11 protein-coding genes and 9 pseudogenes are annotated in these 20263 nt (G+C 76.6%); 6 read left to right on the top strand and 14 right to left on the bottom strand.

Annotated elements, in window-relative coordinates:
* Nucleotides 1-86 precede the first annotated feature (86 nt).
* The 3 genes and pseudogenes from MRQ36_RS25085 (at nt 87) to MRQ36_RS25095 (ending at nt 1583) form a co-directional block, all read left to right on the top strand.
* Nucleotides 87-941 (top strand): metallophosphoesterase, encoded by an 855-nt coding sequence (locus MRQ36_RS25085; RefSeq protein ID WP_242799213.1) that lies wholly within the window; start codon nt 87-89, stop codon nt 939-941.
* Nucleotides 866-1159, top strand: a pseudogene (locus MRQ36_RS25090) (hypothetical protein); the annotation flags it as partial. The gene MRQ36_RS25085 and the pseudogene MRQ36_RS25090, both read left to right, overlap by 76 nt.
* 211 nt (nt 1160-1370) lie before the next feature.
* Nucleotides 1371-1583 carry a hypothetical protein gene (locus MRQ36_RS25095; RefSeq protein ID WP_242799214.1) on the top strand — a complete coding sequence of 71 codons (213 nt, stop codon included), beginning with the start codon at nt 1371-1373 and terminating at the stop codon, nt 1581-1583.
* Nucleotides 1584-1693: 110 nt separating this feature from the next.
* Here MRQ36_RS25095 and MRQ36_RS25100 read toward each other — a convergent pair whose 3' ends face one another.
* From MRQ36_RS25100 to MRQ36_RS25135, 14 genes and pseudogenes are all read right to left on the bottom strand, one after another.
* Nucleotides 1694-2407, bottom strand: coding sequence for an aspartate/glutamate racemase family protein (locus MRQ36_RS25100; protein WP_242799215.1), 714 nt, complete (start codon nt 2405-2407; stop codon nt 1694-1696).
* 4 nt (nt 2408-2411) lie between these two features.
* On the bottom strand, nt 2412-3734 hold the full coding sequence (locus MRQ36_RS25105) for an MFS transporter (protein WP_242799216.1): 1323 nt from the start codon (nt 3732-3734) through the stop codon (nt 2412-2414).
* Nucleotide 3735: 1 nt separating this feature from the next.
* Nucleotides 3736-5070: a condensation domain-containing protein gene (locus MRQ36_RS25110; protein ID WP_242799217.1), complete on the bottom strand. Its 1335-nt coding sequence runs from the start codon at nt 5068-5070 to the stop codon at nt 3736-3738.
* Between the two features lie 58 nt (nt 5071-5128).
* Nucleotides 5129-5266, bottom strand: a pseudogene (locus MRQ36_RS34650) (phosphopantetheine-binding protein); the annotation flags it as partial.
* Nucleotides 5267-5647: 381 nt separating this feature from the next.
* Nucleotides 5648-5941 carry an AMP-binding protein gene (locus tag MRQ36_RS34655; protein ID WP_374250714.1) on the bottom strand — a complete coding sequence of 98 codons (294 nt, stop codon included), beginning with the start codon at nt 5939-5941 and terminating at the stop codon, nt 5648-5650.
* 159 nt (nt 5942-6100) lie between these two features.
* On the bottom strand, nt 6101-6478 hold the full coding sequence (locus MRQ36_RS25115) for an AMP-binding protein (protein ID WP_242799218.1): 378 nt from the start codon (nt 6476-6478) through the stop codon (nt 6101-6103).
* Nucleotides 6478-7269 carry an AMP-binding protein gene (locus MRQ36_RS25120; protein WP_242799219.1) on the bottom strand — a complete coding sequence of 264 codons (792 nt, stop codon included), beginning with the start codon at nt 7267-7269 and terminating at the stop codon, nt 6478-6480. Before MRQ36_RS25120 ends, MRQ36_RS25115 begins: the two co-directional genes overlap by 1 nt.
* Before the next feature lie 58 nt (nt 7270-7327).
* A pseudogene (locus tag MRQ36_RS34660) lies at nt 7328-7987 on the bottom strand (condensation domain-containing protein); the annotation flags it as partial.
* A 155-nt stretch (nt 7988-8142) separates the two neighbouring features.
* Nucleotides 8143-8262, bottom strand: a pseudogene (locus MRQ36_RS34665) (phosphopantetheine-binding protein); the annotation flags it as partial.
* Between the two features lie 203 nt (nt 8263-8465).
* Nucleotides 8466-8630, bottom strand: a pseudogene (locus MRQ36_RS34670) (hypothetical protein); the annotation flags it as partial.
* An 82-nt stretch (nt 8631-8712) separates the two neighbouring features.
* Nucleotides 8713-9759, bottom strand: a pseudogene (locus MRQ36_RS34675) (AMP-binding protein); the annotation flags it as partial.
* Nucleotides 9663-10826: a condensation domain-containing protein gene (locus MRQ36_RS33500; RefSeq protein ID WP_308194984.1), complete on the bottom strand. Its 1164-nt coding sequence runs from the start codon at nt 10824-10826 to the stop codon at nt 9663-9665. The gene MRQ36_RS33500 and the pseudogene MRQ36_RS34675, both read right to left, overlap by 97 nt.
* A pseudogene (locus MRQ36_RS33505) lies at nt 10715-11341 on the bottom strand (condensation domain-containing protein); the annotation flags it as partial. The pseudogene MRQ36_RS33505 and the gene MRQ36_RS33500, both read right to left, overlap by 112 nt.
* Nucleotides 11331-13820 (bottom strand): amino acid adenylation domain-containing protein, encoded by a 2490-nt coding sequence (locus MRQ36_RS25135; protein ID WP_242799221.1) that lies wholly within the window; start codon nt 13818-13820, stop codon nt 11331-11333. The gene MRQ36_RS25135 and the pseudogene MRQ36_RS33505, both read right to left, overlap by 11 nt.
* A gap of 174 nt (nt 13821-13994) precedes the next feature.
* On the opposite strand from MRQ36_RS25135, the gene MRQ36_RS25140 reads away from it, so the two are divergent.
* From MRQ36_RS25140 to MRQ36_RS33510, 3 genes and pseudogenes are all read left to right on the top strand, one after another.
* Nucleotides 13995-16901: a type I polyketide synthase gene (locus MRQ36_RS25140; protein WP_242799222.1), complete on the top strand. Its 2907-nt coding sequence runs from the start codon at nt 13995-13997 to the stop codon at nt 16899-16901.
* 393 nt (nt 16902-17294) lie between these two features.
* Nucleotides 17295-19472: pseudogene (locus MRQ36_RS25145) on the top strand (aminotransferase class III-fold pyridoxal phosphate-dependent enzyme); the annotation flags it as partial.
* A gap of 80 nt (nt 19473-19552) precedes the next feature.
* Nucleotides 19553-20194 (top strand): annotated as a pseudogene (locus MRQ36_RS33510) (condensation domain-containing protein); the annotation flags it as partial.
* Nucleotides 20195-20263 lie beyond the last annotated feature (69 nt).

The raw sequence follows: 20263 nt of genomic DNA on the forward strand, positions 1-20263 counted from the left end.
TGTATCCCGGCGCTGCCGGCGGGACGGCGGCTCCACGACCGGACAACTAGGTCTTGCCCCAGCCGGGAGGTGCCATGGTGGTCCGCATGACCTCCGTCGGCCGGCTGCTGGCCATCAGCGACCTGCACGTGCACCACGCGGAGAACCGCGCGATCGTGGAGCGGCTGCGCCCCGGGTCCGACGACGACTGGCTGCTGGTCGCCGGGGACGTCGGCGAGGTCTTCGCCGAGGTGGAGTGGGCGCTGAGCGTGCTGGCGGGCCGCTTCGCCAAGGTGATCTGGGCCCCCGGCAACCATGAACTGTGGACCCCCACCACCGACCCGGTGCAGGCGCGCGGGGTGGCGCGCTACCGGATGCTGGTCGAGATGTGCCGCCGGCTCGGCGTGCTCACCCCGGAGGACCCGTACGCGACCTGGGACGGCCCCGGTGGACCGGTCACCGTGGCGCCCCTGTTCGTGCTCTACGACTACTCGTTCCGGCCCGTCGGGGCGGACACCGCCGAGGCCGCGATGGAGCGCGCGTACGCGGCCGGGGTGGTCTGCACCGACGAGTTCCTGCTGCACCCCGACCCGTACCCGGACCGGGCGGCGTGGTGCGCGGCACGGGCCGAACTCACCGAGGCCCGGCTGGCGGCCATCGAGCCGGACCGCCGTACCGTGCTGGTGAACCACTTCCCGCTGGTCCGCGAGCCGACCCGGGCGCTGTGGCACCAGGAGTTCGCGATCTGGTGCGGCACCGAGCGCACCGCCGACTGGCACCGCCGGTTCCGCGCCGACGCGGTCGTCTACGGCCACCTGCACATCCCGCGCAGCATGACCGTCGACGGGGTGCCGTTCGTCGAGGTGTCCGTGGGCTATCCCCGCGAATGGCGACGCCGGGGCCGCCCCGTCGACGTGACCGAGGTGCCGCTGGGCGCTGGCGACCGGCTGGTGCAGCGGTGATCGGCGCGCTGCTGCCCGCGCCGGTGGTCACCGCGCACGCGTACGGCGACCCGCCGGAGGCGCGCCTGCTGCCGCCGGAGGACGTCCATGTCACCCGGGCCGTCGAGCGGCGCCGCCGCGAGTTCACCACCGTCCGCTGGTGCGCGCGTACCGCGATGGCGGCGCTCGGCGTGGACCCGGCGCCGGTGCTGCCGGGTGAGCAGGGCGCACCGTGCTGGCCGGCCGGGGTGGTGGGCAGCATGACGCACTGCGCCGGGTACCGGGCCGCCGCGCTGGCCCGGCCGCCGCCGTGCGTACCGTCGGCATCGACGCCGAGCCGAACGAGCCGCTGCCGGCCGGCGTGCTGGCCGCCATCGCGTTGCCCGCCGAGCGCGCCCGGCTGGGCGCGCTGCTGCAGGCCCGGCCGGACGTCTCCGCCGACCGGCTGCTGTGGAGCGCCAAGGCGAGGCGTTCTACAAGGCGTGGTTCCCGCTCGGCCGCCGCCTGCTGGACTTCGTGGAGGCCGAGATCGAGCTGCACGCCGACGGCACCTTCGCCGCCCGGCTGTGCCGGCCGGAGCCCGGCGTGCCGGCCGGGTTCACCGGCCGGTGGGGCGTCGCGGACGGCCTGGTCGCCACCGCGATCGCAGTGCCGGTCGACTGACGACCCGGCCGCCGCCCTGGGCGCGCCGTGGCGGGTCGACATCGGCGCGTTCGTCCCGGGTCCGGCGGCCGGCGCAGGCGCGCGGGACCGCGTTGGTCCGGCCCCGACGGTCACGCCGCGAGCAGCGGCTGCGCGGTCCGGGTCCAGAGCGACAACGCGATCTCGCGCAGCGGGTCCAGCACCTGCGACCCGCCCAGCCGCTCCACCAGCCGGTCACCCACGAGGTGCAGCTCGGTGCAGCCCAGGATCACCCCGGTGCAGCGGTACCGGGACCGCAGTGCCGAGACCAGGTCGGCCGCCTCGGTGAGCGCGCCGCCCTGCTTCATCCGGTACAGCATCCGGTGCACGCCTCGCTGGTCGCCGTCGTCCGGCCACACCACCCGGTCGGCCACCTCCGGCCAGCACGGGTGGCGGGGGAAGACCCGGGCCTGCCGGGTGCCGTCGGTGCAGAGCAGCAGGTAGCGGCCGTCGCGGGCGGCCAGCGCGTGTACCGTCTGGTCGATCAGCGACCGGACGCGCGGCAGCAGCTCCGGCGCGAGCCGGGGCAGGAAGTGGTGCGCGGTGAAACACGCCACGACCACCTCCTCGGCGCCCGCCTCCACCAGCCGGCGCAGGTGCGTGTCCAGCCGCCGGACCAGCTCGGTGTCCCGCCCGCTGCGGATCGCCTCGGTCCGGTCGGGGAACGCCGGCATCGAGTCGAGCAGCACCCGCGGCAGGTCCTGCTCGCGCGCCGCCGGGTTGAGCCGGTACACGGTCTGCACGAACGCGGCCGAGGCCAGCGGGCCCATGCCGCCCAGCACACCGAGGATCTGACGCTCCGGCACCCGGTCAGCCCGCCTGCAGCGCCGGGTCGCGGTCGGCGACCGTCTCCGGCGTCGTCACCACCAGGTCCGGCAGGTCGGTCTCCACGTTGCGTACCGCCGGGCGCAGCCACAGCAGCAGCTGCGTACCGAGCAGCAGCACCGCCGAGGCCAGGAACAGCAGGGCGATGCCGCCGACCTGACCGTCGCCGGTCACCCGGCCCACCGTGCCGGCGAGCGGACCGTCCCCGGTGACCAGGGGCGTGGCCACGTACTGGGCGAGCAGGCCGGCGCAGGCGTACGCGAAGGGCTGCGACGACCAGGAGATCATCCGGCGGACCGCGAAGACCCGGCCCTGCACCTCCGTCGGCGTCTTGAGCTGCCAGAGCGTGGCGGTGACCGCGTTGATCACCGAGTAGCCGCCGAGGATGCCGAACATGCCGGCCGTCACCACCCAGACGCTGTGCGTCAGCCCCATCGCCAGTACCAGCACGGCGTGCACGAGTCCCACCACCATGATGGTGGCAACCTTCCGCCGGGGCTCCCGGGCGGCGCTGACCACCACGCTGCCGATCGCCATGCCGGCCCAGCCGACCGCCTCGACCACGCCGTAGACGCCGGGCGAGGCGAGCGTCAGCACCAGCGGCGGCACCAGCACGATCACGGTCTGCATGCCGAAGTTGTTGGCCGCGAAGAAGAGCAGCAGCCCGAACAGTCCCTGTCGGGCGCGGATGAACCGCCAGCCCTCGGTCAGCCCGGCGAACACCGACGTGCTGGTCTGCGCGGGGGTCGGCGGGATCATGCGCGTGGTGACCAGCACCGTGAGGACCGCGATGGTGAAGGTGACCACGTCGACGGTGAGCAGCCCGACCAGGCCGAGCACCGGATAGAGCGCGCCGCCGAGCAGGGCGCCGCCGACCGCGCCGACCGCCTCGGCGACCCCGATCCGGCCGTTGGCCACCGAGAGCTGGCGGCGGGTGACGATCTGCGGCACCAGGGCGGAGAACGCCGGCCACTGCACCGCCTTGAAGACCGACAGCAGCACCGCGAGCACGTACAGGTGCCACAGCCGCAGGTGACCGGTGGCCAGCAGGACCACCGCGAGCAGCGGGGCGAGCGCGCTGCCGGCGTCGCTGACCATCATGGCCCACCGGCGGTCCCACCGGTCGACCAGTGCGCCGGCCACCGGCAGCAGCACGATGCCCGGCAGTGTCCCGGCCAGCACCAGCGTGGTGAACGACGCCGCCGACCCGGTCTGCAGGTAGACGTAGATGCCGACGCCGAACGTGGTCATCGTGGAGCCGATCAGGGACAACGCCTGCCCGGACCAGATGATGGTGAAGACGCGCACGTCAGTCCTCCAGCAGGGGAGTGTCCGGGGAACCGGCGGCCCGGTCCAGCATCCCGCGCAGCGCGGCGAGCCGGTCCGCCGCGGTCGTCGGGTCGAACCGGGCGGTGGCGTACTCCAGCCAGCCGGTGAAGCCGTCGGCCGACGGGGTCAGCCGCACGTGCAGGTCGTACCGGCTCGTCCCGCGCTCCGGGGTCACCTCGCGGAACGTCAACGGCCCGGCCCGGTCCGGCGTGGCCGGCAGGTTCTGCACCGCGAACATCGCCCGCGCGCCGACCGCCGCCGGCAGCAGCGGGTACGGCACGTCCTGGTGCTCCCAGACCGCCGTCAGGGTGTCCCGCACCCGGCCGACCAGCTCCCGGGTCGACGGCGTACCGGTCAGGTCGACCGGGACCGGCAGCACGTTGGCGAAGTCCCCGACGACCTCCTCGGCCGCCAGGTCGGGTCGGTTGCTGACCGGGACCGCCACCACGAAGCGCCGTTGGCCGCTCGCCGCGCCGAGCCACGCCTGGACGGCGGCGAAGAGCACCATGAAGTCGGTGCCGCCGGTCTCGTCGCGCAGCCGGCGCAATCCGTCGGCCGTCGCCCCGGTCACCGTGAAGTCCAGCCGCGCCCCGGCCATCGACCCGTCGTCCGGCCGGTCCGCGGCGACCTCCAGCGGGTCGACGCCGCGCAGCCGGTCCGCCCAGAAGGCCAGGCCGGGATCGAATTCGCCGGCCGCGACGGCCCGGGCCTGGGTCCGGGCGTACCCTGCGAAGCCGGTGACCCGGGGCAGCTGCGGTGGCTGGCCGGCGACGATCGCGGCGTGGAGCGCGGCGAGGTCGCGGCGGAGCACCGACAGCGACCAGCCGTCCGCGACCACGTGGTGCACCACCAGGCTGAGCAGGTGGTCCCGTGGCCCGCAGGAGGCCAGCAGGCAGCGGACCACCGGCCCGGTGGCCAGGTCGAACGGTCGGCGCAGGTCGGCCTCGGCCAGCGCCACCGCCTCGGCGAGCGGGTCGGGGCCGGTGCAGGTGTGCAGCACCACCGGCACCGGCGTCCCGCTGCCCGGCTCGTCCACCACCCGCAGCGGGCGGCCGGCCACGGTCGGGTAGCGGGTGCGCAGCCCGGCGTGCCGGGCGACCAGCGCGTCGACCGCCCGGATCACCGCCACCTGGTCGAGCGGCCCGCTGATGTGGACGGTCATCGGCAGGTGGTACGCGTGGCCCTGCGGGTGACCGGCGTCGGCGAGCAGGTGCTGCTCGGCCGGGCTCAGCACGTCCTGCGGCACGGCGACCTCGGCGGTGACCGGGGCCAGGTCGCCGCGACGGGAGGCGGAGCCGGCTGCCGGTCCAGCCACGCGGCGATGTCGGCGACCCGCGGCGCGGCGAGCAGGTCGCGCAGCGGATGCGGTGGCCCGTCGCGGCGGCGAGCCGGGCGACCAGCCGGGCGGCGAGCAGCGAGTGCCCGCCCCGGGCGAAGAAGTCGTCGTCCGCACCGACCGGTGCCGGACCGACCAGGTCGTCGCCGAGCACCTCGGTGAAGGCGGCGGCCACCCGGCGTTGGCGTCGGTGTGGCAGGGCCGGCCGGCCGTCGGGACGTCGGCGAGCGCGACGAGCGCCCGCCGGTCCACCTTGCCGTTTCCGGTGACCGGCAGGGCGTCCCGGGCGACCACCGCCGCCGGGACCAGCGCCGCCGGAGACGGCCGCGCAGCGCGTGCAGGAGCCCGTCGGTGTCCAGGGCGGCCGGCGTCACGAACGCGACGAGCCGCAACTCCGGGGCGGTGCCGGCGGCCACCACGGCGGCGGCGGTCACCCCGGGGCGCCCGCAGCGCGTGTTCGACCTCGCCCGGCTCGATCCGGTGCCCCCGGATCTTCACCTGGTCGTCGGCCCGGCCCGGAACTCCAGGCCGGCCGTCGGCGTGCCGGACGCCGAGATCACCGGTGCGGTACAGCCGCGCACCGGGTCGGTCCGACCACGGATCGGGCACGAACCGCTGGGCGGTCAGGGCCGGCTGCCCGTGATAGCCGTACGCCAACCGGTCGCCGCCCAGCCAGATCTCCCCGGGTCACCCCGGGCGGCACCGGTAGGCCGTCCGCGTCGACCACGTACACCCGGATGCCGCTGATCGGCGCGCCCAGCGGGGCCGGGCCGGTCGTCGGGTCGCTGTCGCCCACCGGGTGGCAGGTCGCGGTCATCGTGGTCTCGGTCGGGCCGTACTGGTTGACCACCCGGGCCGGCCGGCGAACGCGGCGGTCGCCGCTGCCGCGTCGGCCAGGTCCAGCGGCTCGCCGGAGACCAGCACGACGCAGCGCCGCCCCCGTCCCAGGTCGCCCGGGCCGCCGCGGTGAGCGCCCGCAGCACCGTCGGGACGGCGGCGAGCACGCAGGTCACCCCGGCGCGGTCCACCGCCTCCCGCATCGCCTCCGGGTCGGCGCGGTGCTCCGGTCGAGGAAGACCACGGTGGCCCCGGCGGCGAGCGGGCCGAACAGGTCGCGGGTGGACGCGTCGAACGACGCCGAGGCCAGTTGCAGCACCCGGTCGCCCGGACCGACGGCCCACTCGGCGAGCAGGTAGTCGGTCAGGTAGCTCGCGGCGGCGTGGTGCGGGGTGAGCACGCCCTTCGGCCGGCCGGTGGAGCCCGAGGTGTACGCGACGTAGGCGAGGTCGTCGGGGGTGGGTTCCGGCCCGGGCCGCGCCGGCCGGGGGTCGGCGGTGAGGGTGAGGTCGGCTCCGGCGAGCAGCGCGGCGCAGCCGCTGTCGGCCATCAGGGCGGCGTGCCGGTCGCCGGCTGGTCCGGATCGAGCGCCACGTACGCCGCGCCGGAGCGCAGCACGCCGAGCAGCGCGACGGCGAGCGCCGGTCCGCGCGGGACGCGTACCGCGACCCGGTCGCCCCGACCCAGCCCGGCCCCGGCGAGGCGCCCGGCCAGCTCCGTCGCACCCTCGACCAGCTCGCGGTACGTCACGGACCCGCCGGGGCGTCGGCCACCGCCGGGGCGTCCGGGGTGCGCGGCCTGCGCCACGACCAGCCCGCTCAGCGTGCGCCGACCGTCCGGCGTGGACGGCCGGCCGTGGTCCACGGCGGACACCGGGTCCACGGGCGCCGGCTGCCGCACGTCGGGCAGCGCGGACGTGTCCGGGTCGGCGACGACGGCGGTCAGGAACGCGGCCAGGTCGGCGGCGAGCGCCGCGATCCGTGCGGGCGTGTGCCGGCCGGTCCGGTAGAGGAACGACGCCACGTGCCCCTCGGCGTGCTCCTCGAACAGCACGCCCAGTTCCGCCTTGGCGTACGCGGCCGTCGGCGACACCGGCGTGACAGTCGTCCCGTCCGCGAGGGTCACCGGGACGATCGCCTCGGCGTCGTGGTTGACCGTGTAGCGGGTGAGGTCCGGTGCGCCCGGACCGAGCGCGGTGACCACCCGGTCGAACGGCACGTGCCGGTGCGCGTACGCGTCGCGCAGCGCGTCCCGGGTCCGGCGCAGCGTCGCCCGGAACCCGCCGCCGGGCCGCAGCCGCACGGCCACCGTGCCGAGCAGCAGTCCGACCACCCCGGCCATCCGGCCGCTCCCGGTCGGAGACCGGCACGGTCACCACCAGGTCGTCGGTGCCCGCGTGCCGGCCCAGCACGCAGCCGTACGCCGCGAGCAGCGCCTCGAACCCGGTGGCCTGCTCGGCCGCGGCGAGCCGGCCGAGCCCGGCGACCAGGCCGGCGGGCAGCGGCTCCACGTGCACCGCGCCGGCGTTGTCGTCGTCCGGGTCCGCCCGGTCGAGGTGAGCTCCAGGCGGGCAGGTCGGCGGGACCTGCCGCCAGTGCGCCAGCCCGGTCGCGACGGCCTGTTCGGCGACGCCGCGCTGCCAGTGCGCGTAGTCCCCGGCCTGCAACACCGGCGGCGCCGGCCGCCCGTCACCGGTCCGGCGGTACGCGTCGCGCAGCTCGTCCAGCAGCACCCGCACCGAGCCGGCGTCCACCACGGCGTGGTGGAAGGCAAGTACCAGCACGTGCTCGTCCGGGGCGGAACTGACCAGGGTGGCGTGCAGCAGCGGGCCCCGGTCCAGCGGGAAGCCCCGCCCGGCGGCCGCCGCGACCAGCGCGTCGACCAGGCCGGGGTCGTCGGTGCGGTGGTGCTCCCACGGCACCACCGCCTCCGGCGACACCAGCCGGACCGGGATCCCGTCCGGGGCCGGGAAGGTGGTGCGCAGCGCCTCGTGCCGGTCGACCAGCTCGTGCAGCGCCGCGCGGAGGGCGGGCACGTCGAGCCGGCCCCGGATGCGCACACCACCGGCACCGTGTACGCCGGGTCGCCGGGGGAGAGCTGGTCGGCGAACCAGAGCCGGGCCTCCGCCGCGGACACCTCGGTGACCGGGCCGCCGGCCGGGCGCACCTCGGGCAGCTCCGCGACGGCCGGCCCGTCGTCGTCCAGCCGGGCGGCCAGCGCGGCCAGGGTGCCCGCCTCGAACAGCAGTCGTACCGGCACCGGGCGGCCGAGCGCGGCGGCGGCCCGGGTGCACGCCTCGATCGCCAGCAGCGAGTGGCCGCCCAGGGCGAAGAAGTCGTCGTCCCGGCTGGACCCGGTCCACCCCCAGCAGGCCGGCCCAGGGTGGTGGCGAGCGTCGCCTCGGTGGGGGTGCGTGGCGGCTCCCCACCGCCGGCACCCGCGGGTGGCGGCTGGGCCGGCAGCCGCTTGCGGTCCAGCTTGCCGCTGGTGGTGACCGGCAGCTCGGCGAGGACCAGCACCGCCGCCGGCACCGCGGCGGCCGGCAGTCGACGGGCGGCGTGCTCGCGCAGCGCCGCCGGGTCGGGTGCGGCGGTCCGCGCTGCGGTCACGTAGCCGACCAGCCTCGGGCCGCCGGGCACGTCGTCGCGGACCACCACGGCCGCCTCGCGGACGCCGGGCGCGCCGGCCAGTACGGCCTCCACCTCGCCCAGTTCGAGGCGGATGCCGCGCCTTGACCTGGCCGTCGTCGCGGCCGAGGAAGTCCAGCGTTCCGTCGTCGAGCCAGCGGCACCGGTCGCCGCTGAGATAGAGCCGCGAGCCGGGCGGCCCGTACGGGTCGGGTCGGAAGCGGTCGGCGGTCAGGTCGGGCCGGCCCAGGTAGCCGCGGGCCAGCTGGATGCCGCCGATGGCGAGTTCACCCGGCACGCCGATCGGCTGCGCGCGCAGCTCGGCGTCGACCACGTGACAGGTCACGTTCGCGTCGGGCGGCCCGATCGGCACCACCGCCGAGGTGACCTCGCCGGCCGCGTCCCGGCTGTGCGTGAAGATGGTGGTCTCGGTCGGACCGTACCGGTTGACCAGCCGGGCACCACCCAGGTCACCGGCGAGGAACCGGTCCCGCAGCTCGGTGCCGAGCGGCTCGCCGCCGGACTCGACCTGCCGCAGCGTCGGCACCGGCGGGCCGGGCTCGGCGAGCACCGCGGCGAGCATCGTCGGCACGAACCGGACCATGGTCACCCCGGCCGCCGCCATCAGGGTACGCAGCGCCGCCGGGTCGCGGTGCGCGCCCGGCTCGGCGATGACCAGCCGCGCCCCGGCGGCGAGGGTGGCGAACACCTCCAGCACCGACACGTCGAAGGTGATGTTGGTCTTGAGCAGCACCCGGTCGGCCGGTCCGATCCCGTCGGCGGCGATCTGGAAGCGGATCTGGTTGTGCGCCGCCGCGTGGCTGACCATCACGCCCTTGGGACGTCCGGTGGAGCCGCTGGTGTAGAGCACGTACGCGAGGTCGTCCGGGTGCGGGGCGGGCGGTGGCGCCGGCACCGGTCCGGTGTCGGCGGTGGCGACCGGGACGGCGGTCAGCCCGGCGGGCAGCCGGTCGGCGTACCGCTCGTCGGTGACGGCGAGCAGCGCGCCCGCGTCGGCGACCACCCCGGCGACCCGCTCGACCGGGTGCTCCTGGTCCAGCGGCAGGTACGCCGCACCGGCCCGCAGGATGCCCAGGACCGCCACGATCAGCCCGGGCTGCGGTCCAGCAGCACCGCCACCGGCCGGTCCGGCCCGGCACCGGCGGCGCGCAGCGCAGCACCCAGCCGCTCGGCGCGCGCGCACAAGTCGGCGTAGTCGACGTCACCGCGCCGGCCTGCAACGCGACCGCGTCCGGCGCGGCCGAGGCGGCGGCGAACACCAGGCCGGCCAGGTCGACCGGGCCGGGCATCGAACGTGCCGCGCCGGCCGAGAAGTCGCGCACCCGGGCGAGTTCGGCCGGCGGCGAGCGGCAGCGCGGCCAGCGCCCGCTCCGGGTCGGCCGTCGCGGCGGCCAGCAGCGTCGTGTAGTGCGTCAGCAGCCGGTGCGCCGACTCCGGCCGCCACAGGTCGGCGTCGTACTCCAGCTCCAGGCCGTAGCCGTCGGTGCCGGCGTCGGTGTCGCCCGGGTCGGTCACCGACAGGCTCAGGTCGAACTTCGCGGCTCCGGTGGCCGCGCCGTCCAGGTAGGTCAGGGTCACGTCGCCGAGCGTGTCGGTGCGCCCGCTGAACCGGGTGTGGTCGAACAGCACCCCGAACACCGGCGGGGCGGCGCCGCCCGGCTCGGCCGGCAGTTCCGCCACGACCCGGTCGAACGGCAGATCCTGGTGTTCCAGGGCGCCGGTGGTCGCGGTGCGTACCTCGGCGAGCAGCGCGCCGAAGCCGGCGGCCGGCGCCACCGGGGCCCGGACCGCCACGGTGTTGACGAAGAGCCCGATCAGCGGGGAGACCTCGGCCGGCGTGCGGGCGGCGACCGGCATGCCGACCACCACGTCCCGCTGGCCGGTGTAGCGGTGCAGCAGTGCGTGGAAGGCGGCGAGCAGCACCATCGTCGGGGTGGCCGCGGACCGGCAGGCCAGCGCGGTGACCGCGTCGGCGAGCGCGGCGCCGGTGCTGCCGTGCACCGTCGCCCCGCGCGGTGCCCGGCCCGGCCGGCGGGGCACGTCGGTCGAGCAGGTCCAGCGGGTCCGGCAGGTCGGCAGCCGGTCCCGCCAGTACGCCGCCTGCGCCCGGTACCTGCCCTCGGTGAGTGCCGGTGCTGCCAGCGGGCGAAGTCCCGGTACTGGACCGCCGGAGGGCGGGGCGTCGGCTGCCCGGCGGCCAGGGCCGCGTAGCCGGCCCGCAGCTCCTGCCGCAGCACCCCGGCCGACCAGCCGTCGAAGGCGATGTGGTGCAGGGTGAGCACCAGGTGGTGCCGGTGCGGCGCGGCGGTGGCCAGCGCGGCCCGCCACACCTGCCCGGCGCGCAGGTCGAACGCCGGCGCGAACTCGGCGCGTTGCAGCTCGGCCAGCGCCTCGGCGGTGTCCGGGACGGTGACCCGGCGCAGCCGCAGCCCGGACCCGACGACGACCTGGGTCTCCACGCCGTCGCGGCGTTCGTAGCGGGTACGCAGGATCTCGTGCCGCTGCTCCACCCCGTGCAGCGCCGCGACCAGCAGGTCCGCCTCCAGCGGGCCGTCCAGGCGCAGGGTGAACTGGATGTGGTAGGTGGCGGTGCCCGGCGCGAACTCCTCCAGGAACAGCATCCGGGTCTGCGCCGACGAGGCGGGTGCAGGGCCCGGCTCGGCGGTGATCCGGGCGGCGGGGGCGGCGGCGACGACCCGCGCGAACCGGTTGGCCACCCGGGAGCGTACGTCGGCGGACGGCCGCCCGCCCGGCTCACCGGCCACCGGTCTCCTCCTCGCCCGCGCTCAGCTCGTCCTCGATGACCGCCTGCTCCACGGCGGCGGCGAACGCGCCCAGCGTCTGGTGCTGCAGCAGCGCGGTCATCGGCACCGTCACGTCCAGGCTGCTCTGCAATGTGGCGATGAGCTGCGCGATGAGCAGGGAGTGCCCGCCCAGGTCGAAGAAGTTGTCGTGCAGACCGATCCGCTCCACCCCGAGGACCTGGCTCCAGATCTCGGCGACCGCCTTCTCGGCCGGGCTGTCCGGGGCGGCGAAGTCGGCCCGGTCGGTGGCCGGGTCGGGCACCGGCAGCGCCTCCCGGTCGAGCTTGCCGTTCGCGGTCGTCGGCACGGTGTCGATCGGCACGACCTGCGTGGGCACCATGTACTCGGGCAGCCGCGCCGCGAGGTCCCGGCGCAGTGCGGCCGGGTCCAGCGTCACGCCCGGCCGGGGCACCGCGTACGCGACGATCCGGGCGGCCGGTCCGGCGCCGTGCACCACCGCCACCGCGGTGCTCACCTCCGCCCGGTCCGCCAGCGCCGAGGAGATCTCGCCGAGTTCGATCCGGTACCCGCGCACCTTCACCTGGTCGTCGCGGCGGCCCAGGAACTCCAGCACCCCGTTCGGCCAGTAGCGGGCCCGGTCGCCGGTGGCGTACATCCGCGCGCCGGCCGTCGGACCGAACGGGTCGGGCAGGAACTTCCCCGCGGTCAGCGCCCCGTCACCGTGGTAGCCCAGCGCCAGGCAGTCCCCGGCGATGTACAGGTCGCCGGGTGCGCCGACCGGCACCGGGCGCAGCCAGCCGTCCAGCACGTGGTAGCGGGCGTTGGCGATCGGCCGCCCGTACGGCACCGACGGCCACTCCGGGTCCACCGTGTCGGCGGGGAAGCTGTTCGACCAGATCGCCGCCTCGGTGGCGCCGCCCAGCGCCACCACCGTCGCGCCGGGGAACGCGGCCCGCACCGCGCCGGGCAGGGTCAGCGGCACCCAGTCGCCGCTGAGGAAGACCAGCCGCAGCGTCGACCCGGCCGGGGCCGCCCGGGCCGTGAAGAGCGGCTCGACCTGTTGCAGTGCCGCGGGTGCCGAGTCCCAGAAGGTGATCGGCTCGGAGTCGAGCACGGCCAGCAGGCGGTGCGGGTCGCGTACCTCGTCGCTCGCCGCGACCCGGATCGAACCGCCTGCGGCGAGCAGACCGAAGACGTCGTAGACCGACAGGTCGAAGCCGGGCGAGGTGACGAAGAGGACCTGGTCGTCCGGCCCCATGCCGTGCGTGGTGTTGACCCAGCGGATCAGGTTGACCACCGGCGCGTGGGTCAGCGTCACGCCCTTCGGCGTGCCGGTCGAGCCGGAGGTGAAGATGGTGTACGCGACGTCGTCCGGGGTGGCGGCGACCGGCGCGGGTGACCCGGCGGGCACGGCGGCGTACCCGTGGCGCAGGCGGGGACCGGCCACCGGTGGCGCCGCCGTCGTCTCGTCGGCCAGGTAGACCACGTCCCGCACCGACGGCGCCTCGGCGGCGAGCTCGCACACCACCGGCACGGCCGCCGCGTCGGTGACCACCACCGCCACGTCGAGGGCGTCCAGCAGGGCGCGGGTGCGGGCCGGCGGCAGGCCCGGATCCACCGGGAGGTACGCCGCGCCGGCCTTCAGCACGCCGAGCATCGCGACGACCAGGTGCGCGGTCCGGTCCAGGTACAGCGCCACCGAGCGGCCCGGTCCGGCACCCGCCGCGGCCAGGTTCGCGGCGAGCAGCCCCGCCCGGCGGTCCAGCTCGGCATAGCTCAGCCGGGTCGGGCCGGCGACCACGGCCAGCGCGTCCGGCGTCGCGGCGACCTGCCGCTCGACCAGCCCGTGGATGGTGTCCGGCGGGCCCAGGTCGACCGCCGTGTCGTTCCAGTGGCGCAGGACCTGCCGGCGCTCGGCGGGGGCGAGCACGTCGAGCGTCCACAGCGGCGTGCCGCCGGGCACGGCACCGAAGAGCTCCAGCATCCGGCGTACGCCGCGGTCGAGCCGGCGGCCCGCGTCGGCGGCGAGTCGCGCCGGGTCGTACCGCAGGCTCCCGTGGGCGTCCCACGTTAGGGCCGAGGTGCTCTCCAGTGGGCCGCCGTCGAGGTCCACGACGACGTCGCACCAGGCCGACAGGTCGAGGCCGGCCAGCGCGGCGGCCTGCGCCTGCGCCGCGGCGAGCTGGGCCTGCACCCCGGCGACGAAGCCCATCACCGTCTGGGCGTACGCCGGGCGCACCCGGACCGGCACCGTGCTCCCGCCGGTCGGGCGGACCGCGAAGCAGACCTCGTCGGCGCCCGCGTGCGCGGCCAGCACCAGCGCCACGGCGGCCACCAGTTCCGCGGGCCCGGGTGAGCCCGACTCCCCGGGGACCGTCACCGGGGCCGGTGGCGGACCGGACGGGGCCGGACGCACCGCGTCGAGCCTGGTCGGCTCCGCGCCCTCGAGCAGTCGTTCCCAGTAGCCGGTGGTGTCCACGTCGCCTGCCTCCCGTACCGGTGGACGCGGAGCGCCCGATGGCTCCGATGGAACACCGCCGGCGCTGGCAATCTCCCTACACCTGCCCGCCACGCCACGGATCCCACCGGGGTGTAGGGGAATCACCAGCCGGATCCGCGAATCCTGGGGCACCGGACGAACGGGGGGTGCCGCGTGTCGAGCGCAGCGGAGATCGAGGCGTGGATCCGGGCCCGGGTGGCCGACGTGCTGGGTGAGCCGGACGCCGAGGTGGGTCCGGACGCCCCGCTGGCCGACTTCGGCCTGTCGTCGCGGCAGGCGGTGACCCTGGTCGGCGCGCTCGGCGACGAGTATGGCCTGACCCTCGAACCCACCGTGTTCTGGGAGCACCCGACCGCCCGCCGGCTGGCCGCCCACGTGCACGGGCTCCGCGCGCCCGCACCGGCCGCCGGGACCGGGCCGGCACCGGACACCGCACCGTCCACCTCGGCGTGGGGGACCGGGTCGGCCGAGCCGGTCGCGATCGTCGGGATGGCCGCCCGGATGCCCGGGGCGGCCGACCTCGACGCGTACTGGGACCTGCTGCGGGACGGGCTCGACGGGGTCGCCCGGGGCGGTGGTTCCGCCCGGATCGGCAGCCCTCGCCCGCACGGCCTGCTCGACGAGGTCGACGGCTTCGACGCCGCCTTCTTCGGGGTGTCCGCCCGGGAGGCACCGCACCTCGATCCCGCGCAGCGGGTGCTGCTCGAGGCCGCCTGGTCGGCGGTGGAGCACGCCGCCGTCGACCCGCGTACGCTCGCCGGCACCCGGACCGGGGTCTTCGTCGGCGTCGGCACCGGCGACTATGCGCGGCTCCAGGCGGCGACCGGCGCGCCCGCCGGGCCGCACACCGCCACCGGGATCGCCCCGTCGATCATCGCGAACCGTGTCTCGTACGCCCTGGACCTGCGCGGGCCCAGCGTGGCGGTCGACACCGCCTGCTCGTCCTCCCTGGTCGCCGTGCACCTGGCGGTACGGGCGCTGCGGGCCGGCGACGCGGAGGCGGCGCTCGTCGCCGGGGTGAACCTGATCCTCGCCGGCGATGTCACCGACGTCCTCGCCGACGCCGGGATGATGGCCGCGGACGGCCGGTGCAAGACCTTCGACGCCGCCGCCGACGGCTACGTCCGCGCCGAGGGCTGCGGCGCGCTGCTGCTCAAGCCGCTCACCGCGGCGCTGCGCGACGGCGACACGGTGTACGCGGTGATCCGGGGCGCCGCGGTCAACTCCGACGGCCGCAGCAACGGGCTGACCGCCCCGAACGGCGCGGCCCAGGCGGCCGTCATCCGCGCCGCGCTGGCCGACGCGGGGGTGCCGGCCACCGGGATCGACTACGTGGAGGCGCACGGCACCGGCACCCCGCTCGGCGACCCGATCGAGGTCGCCGCGCTCTGCGAGGTGCTCGGCCCCGGGCGCGCGCCGGACGCGCCGTTCCTGGTCGGCTCGGTGAAGACGAACATCGGTCACGCCGAGGCCGCCGCCGGGGTCGCCGGCCTGATCAAGGTCGCGTTGATGCTGCACCACGGCGCGGTGGCGCCCCACCTGCACCTGCGGCGGCCCAATCCGGGTCTGGTCGCCGGCCCGTACCGGGTGCCCACCGCGCCGGGGTCGTGGCCGGAGCGGGACCGACCGCTGCGCGCCGGGGTCAGCTCGTTCGGCTTCGGCGGTACCAACGCCCACGTGGTGGTGGAGGCGGCTCCCGCGTCCCGCCCCGCCGCGCCGGCCCCGCCGCGCGCCGCCCACGTGCTCCCGGTGACCGCCGTCGACCCGACCGCGCTGCGCGCCCTCGCCGGCCGGTACGCCGCCCACCTGCGCGCCCGGCCCGGGCTGTCGGTCGCCGACCTCGCGCACACCGCCCGGGTCGGCCGGGCCGCGCACCGCGAGCGGGCGGTGGCCGTGGTCGCCGACCGGGACTCCGCCCTCGCCGCGCTCGACGCGGTGGCGGCCGGTACGCCCCACCCGACGGTGCACCGGGCGAGCGTGCCCGCGGCCGGGCCGGGCCGGGTCGCGATGGTCTTCACCGGTCAGGGAGCCCAGTACGCCGGCATGGCCGCCGGGGCGTACCGCACCGAACTGGAGGTCGCCGCCGCCCTCGACGAGGCCGCCGACGTGCTGCGCGACGTGCTGCCCCGGCCGCTGCCCGACGTGCTGTGGGGCGACGGTGGACACCTCGACGACACCCGCTGGGCGCAGCCGGCCCTGGTCGCCGTCGAGGTGGCCCTCGCCCGGCTCTGGCTCGCCCGGGGACTGCGCCCGGACGTCGTGGTCGGGCACAGCGTCGGGCAGCTCGCCGCGGCGTGCGTGGCCGGGGTCTTCGACCTGGCCGACGCGCTGCGGCTGGCCGCGACCCGGGGCGCGGCGATGGCGGCGCACTGCCCACCCGGCGCGATGCTCGCGGTGCTGGCGCCGGAGCCCGAGGTGGCGGCGCTGCTGCCCGGTACCGGGCTGGCCGTGGCGGCGGTGAACGGCGCCGCGCACACCGTGGTCTCCGGTCCGGCCGGGGCCGTCGCCGCGTTCGCCGCGACCCTCGACGCGCGGGGCCTGCCCACCCGGTCGATGCGGGCGGGCCACCCGTTCCACTCCCCGCTGATGGCGCCGGCACAGGCGCCGTTCGCCGTGACCCTGCGGACGGTGCCCCGGCACGCGCCGACGATCACCCTCCTCGGCGACCTGGACGGCCGGGTGTACGACGCCGCCCCCGACGACGACTACTGGCTGCGCCACTGCGTCGCGCCGGTGCGCTTCGCCGACGCGGTCACCCGGCTGGTCGCGCTGGGCTGCACGACCGTGCTGGAGGCGAGGCCCCGCCCGACGCTGACCGGGCTGGCCGGCGGGCCGCCGAGGGCGGGCTGTGGGTGCCGTCGCTGCGGCCCGGCGTCGACGACGAGGTGGCGCTGGCCACCGCGACCGCCCGGCTGCACGCGGCCGGCCACGAGGTGGGCGGTGGGACCGCCGGCCGGCGGGTCGCACTGCCCGGCTACCCCTTCCGGCGCACCCGGTACTGGTTCACCCCGCCGGCGGTCGCCGCCGGGACCGACACCCCTGAGGAGCGCGTCGCCGTGACCGCCGCCGACCCCGAGGAGCGGATCCTCGCCGCCCTCACCGACCTGGTCACCCGGGCCCTCGACGCGCCCGCGCCGGTCGAGCCGGACATGTCCTTCCTGGAGCTGGGCGCGGACTCGATCGTGCTGTTCCAGACGCCCAGTCGGTGCAGAAGACCTACCAGGTGCCGATCGCGATCGGCCGGCTGTTCGAGGAGCTGTCCACGCCGCGCCGGCTGGCCGCCCACCTCGCCGCCGAGGCGCCGCCCGCCGTGCTGGCGAGACTCGCCCCACCGCCGGAGCCACAGCCAGGTCCCAGTCCTGGCCGGAGCCGGCGCAGCCGGTCGGCCCGCCGCCGGTCGCCGCCGCGTCGAGCGGGGACGTCGCCCGCTACCTGGAGGTGCACGAGCGGGTCATGCGGCAGGCGTACGACCTGCTGCGCGGTGGCGGGACCGAGCCCGCGCCGCCGCCCGGAGCCGCGCCGGCGGTCGTGGCCGCGCCGCAGGTCGCGCCCGTGGTGGCGACGCCGTCGCGGACCGTGGCGCGGGTGTCGGCGGACACCTACAAGCCGTTCCGGCCGGACGAGCCGACCGTCGCCAGCCGGCTCGACCCGGCGCAGCGGGCCGCCGCCGCGGCGATCGTCGAACGCTATCGGGCGCGCACCGCCGCCTCCTGGGAACGGTCCGCGCGGGAGCGGCCCGTGCACGCCGACATCCGGCACGTCAGCGAGCCGCTGTCGCTGTTCAAGCCGGTCCGCTACCCGCTGGTGGTCGAACGGTCCGCCGGCTCCCGGGTGTGGGACCTCGACGGCCACGAGTACGTCGACCTGACCATGGGTTTCGGGGTGAACCTGTTCGGTCACAACGAGCCGTTCATCACCGATGCCGTCCGCACCCAGCTCGACCGGGGCATGCACCTCGGTCCGCAGCCCGACCTGGCGGCGGAGGTCGCCGAGCTGGCCTGCCGGTTGACCGGCAAGGAGCGGGTGACGTTCTGCAACACCGGTTCCGAGGCGGTGATGGTGGCGATCCGGATGGCCCGGGCCGTCACCGGCCGCGACACGATCGCCATCTTCGGTGGGGCGTACCACGGGATCGCCGATCCGGTCCTCGCCCAGCAGGACGTCACCGCCGCCGACGGCGCCTCGGTGCCGATGGCCCCCGGACTGCCCGCCGGCATCAGCGACAACGTGATCGTCCTGCCGTACGGCGAGGAGAGCGCGCTCGCCGTGCTGCGCGAACGCGCCGGTGAACTCGCCGCGGTCCTGGTCGAGCCGGTGCAGAGCCGGCGCCCCGACCTGCAACCCGTGCAGTTCCTCAAGGAGCTGCGCGAACTCACCCACAGCACCGGCGTGCCGCTGATCTTCGACGAGGTGATCTGCGGCTTCCGCATGCACCCGGCCGGCGCCCAGGGCGTCTTCGGCATCGAGGCGGACCTCGCCACCTACGGCAAGGTGCTCGGCGGCGGGCTGCCGATCGGCATGGTCGCCGGTGACGCCCGGTTCATGGACACCATCGACGGTGGTGCGTGGAGCTTCGCGCCGGGCCCGGCCCGCGCCGTGGTCCGGACCCTGTACACCGGCACGTTCTGCAAGCACCCGCTCGCGCTGGCCGCCAGCCGGGCGGTGCTCACCGAACTGCTCGCCCGGGGGCCGGGGCTGCAGGAGGCGCTCAACGCCCGGGTACGCCGGCTGGCCGAGCGCTGCAACGAGCTGTTCGCCACCGCCGGGGTGCCGATCGAGGTGGTCCACTTCGGCTCGCTGTTCCGCTTCACCTTCCCCGGCCGCCCCGCCCGCTCCGAGGTCGTCGAGCTGTTCTTCGTGCTGCTCGGCCTGCACGGCCTGTACGTCTGGGAGGGCCGCAACTGCTTCCTGTCGGTCGCGCACGACGACCGCGACGTGGACGTGGTGCTCGCCGCCGTCACCGCCGCCGTCACCGAGCTGACCTCGACCGGCCTGCTGCCCACCACCCGACCGGCCGCCGCGAGCCCGTCCGCCCCGGTCGGTGCCGCCCCGGCCGCCGCCGCCCCGGCCGTCGCCGCGCCGGTCGTTGCCACGCCGGCGGGTGCCGCGCCGGTCCTGTCCGCCGGGGCGAGCTACCCGCTCAGCCACGCCCAGCGCGAGGTGTGGTTCCTGCACCAGCTCGGCGCGGACCGCGCGTTCAACGAGACCGCGCTGCTGGACCTGCACGGCGACCTGGACCTGCCCGCGCTGCAGACCGCGGTGGACGCCGCGCTCGGCCGGCACGAGACGCTGCGCAGCACCGTCACCGCCGACGGCACGGCCCAGGTGGTCGGCCCGCGGGTCCCCGTCGAGGCGCCCCTGGTCGACCTGCCCGACCCGGCGGCGCGCGACGCCTGGCTACGCGAGCGGTCGGCGTGGCGGTTCGACCCGACCACCGGCCCACTGGTGACCTGCGCGGTGCTGCGCCTGGCACCCCGCCACCACCAGCTGCACCTGCTCGCCCACCACCTGGTCACGGACGGCTGGTCGTTCGTGGTGCTCCTCGACGAGATCATGACCGCCTACGAGCAGGCCCGGACCGGCCGGGTGCCGGTGCTGCCCGAGCCGCCCCGGTACGCCGACCACGTGGCCCGCGAACACGCCCTCGCCGCCGGTCCGGAGGGGCCCGGACCGCGGCCTACTGGCAGGGCCGGTTCGCCGACGGCGTACCCGTGCTGGACCTGCCGACCGACCGCCCGCGCCGGGCCGGCTCGGCCCGCCCCGGTGGGCTGCGCGACGTGGAGATTGCGGTGCCGGACGCGGCGCTGTCGGCGCGCTGCCGCGCGCTGCGGGTCACCCCGTTCGGGCTGCTGCTCGCCGCGTACTGCTGGGCGCTGCACCGGCTCACCGGCCAGGACGACCTCGTGGTGGGGGTGCCGGTGGCCCGGCGCGACCACGAGGGCGCCGACCGGCTGGTCGGGCACTGCAGCACCGTGCTGCCGATCCGCAGCCGGCTCACCCCCGGCGGGACGCTGGACCGGTACGTGACGGACGTGGCGCACGCGCTGGTCCAGGCGTACACCCATCCGGGGTTCGGGGTGGACCTGCTGCGCGACCGGCTCGGCCGGGACGACGGCGGTGAGCTGCTGCGTACCCTGTTCAACCTGCAACGGGCCACGGCGCTGCCGGCCGCGACGGGGCTGACCACCGACGTGCGCCGCGGCCCGGTCGCCAACGCCAAGGTCGACCTCTTCGTCGACCTCATCTCGGTCGGCACCGCGTTGCGGGGCTGCGCCGAGTACGACGCCGACCTCTTCGACCCGGCCACCGTGGACCGGTTCATGGCGGTGTTCGCCCGCGCCGTGGAACTCTTCGTGGCCGGGGACGCCTCCCTCGACGCCCTCGACCCGCTGCCGCCCGCCGACCGTGCGGCGCTGCTGGCC

Origin of the sequence: Micromonospora sp. R77 (genome assembly GCF_022747945.1) — a bacterium.
GTDB lineage: Bacteria > Actinomycetota > Actinomycetes > Mycobacteriales > Micromonosporaceae > Micromonospora.

Bases quoted from the DNA above. Each gene is read 5' to 3' on its own strand.
- MRQ36_RS25120 (WP_242799219.1), bottom strand. From the start codon at position 7,269: ATGGCCGGGGTGGTCGGACTGCTGCTCGGCACGGTGGCCGTGCGGCTG.
- MRQ36_RS25115 (WP_242799218.1), bottom strand. From the start codon at position 6,478: ATGGCCGACAGCGGCTGCGCCGCGCTGCTCGCCGGAGCCGACCTCACC.
- MRQ36_RS25085 (WP_242799213.1), top strand. From the start codon at position 87: ATGACCTCCGTCGGCCGGCTGCTGGCCATCAGCGACCTGCACGTGCAC.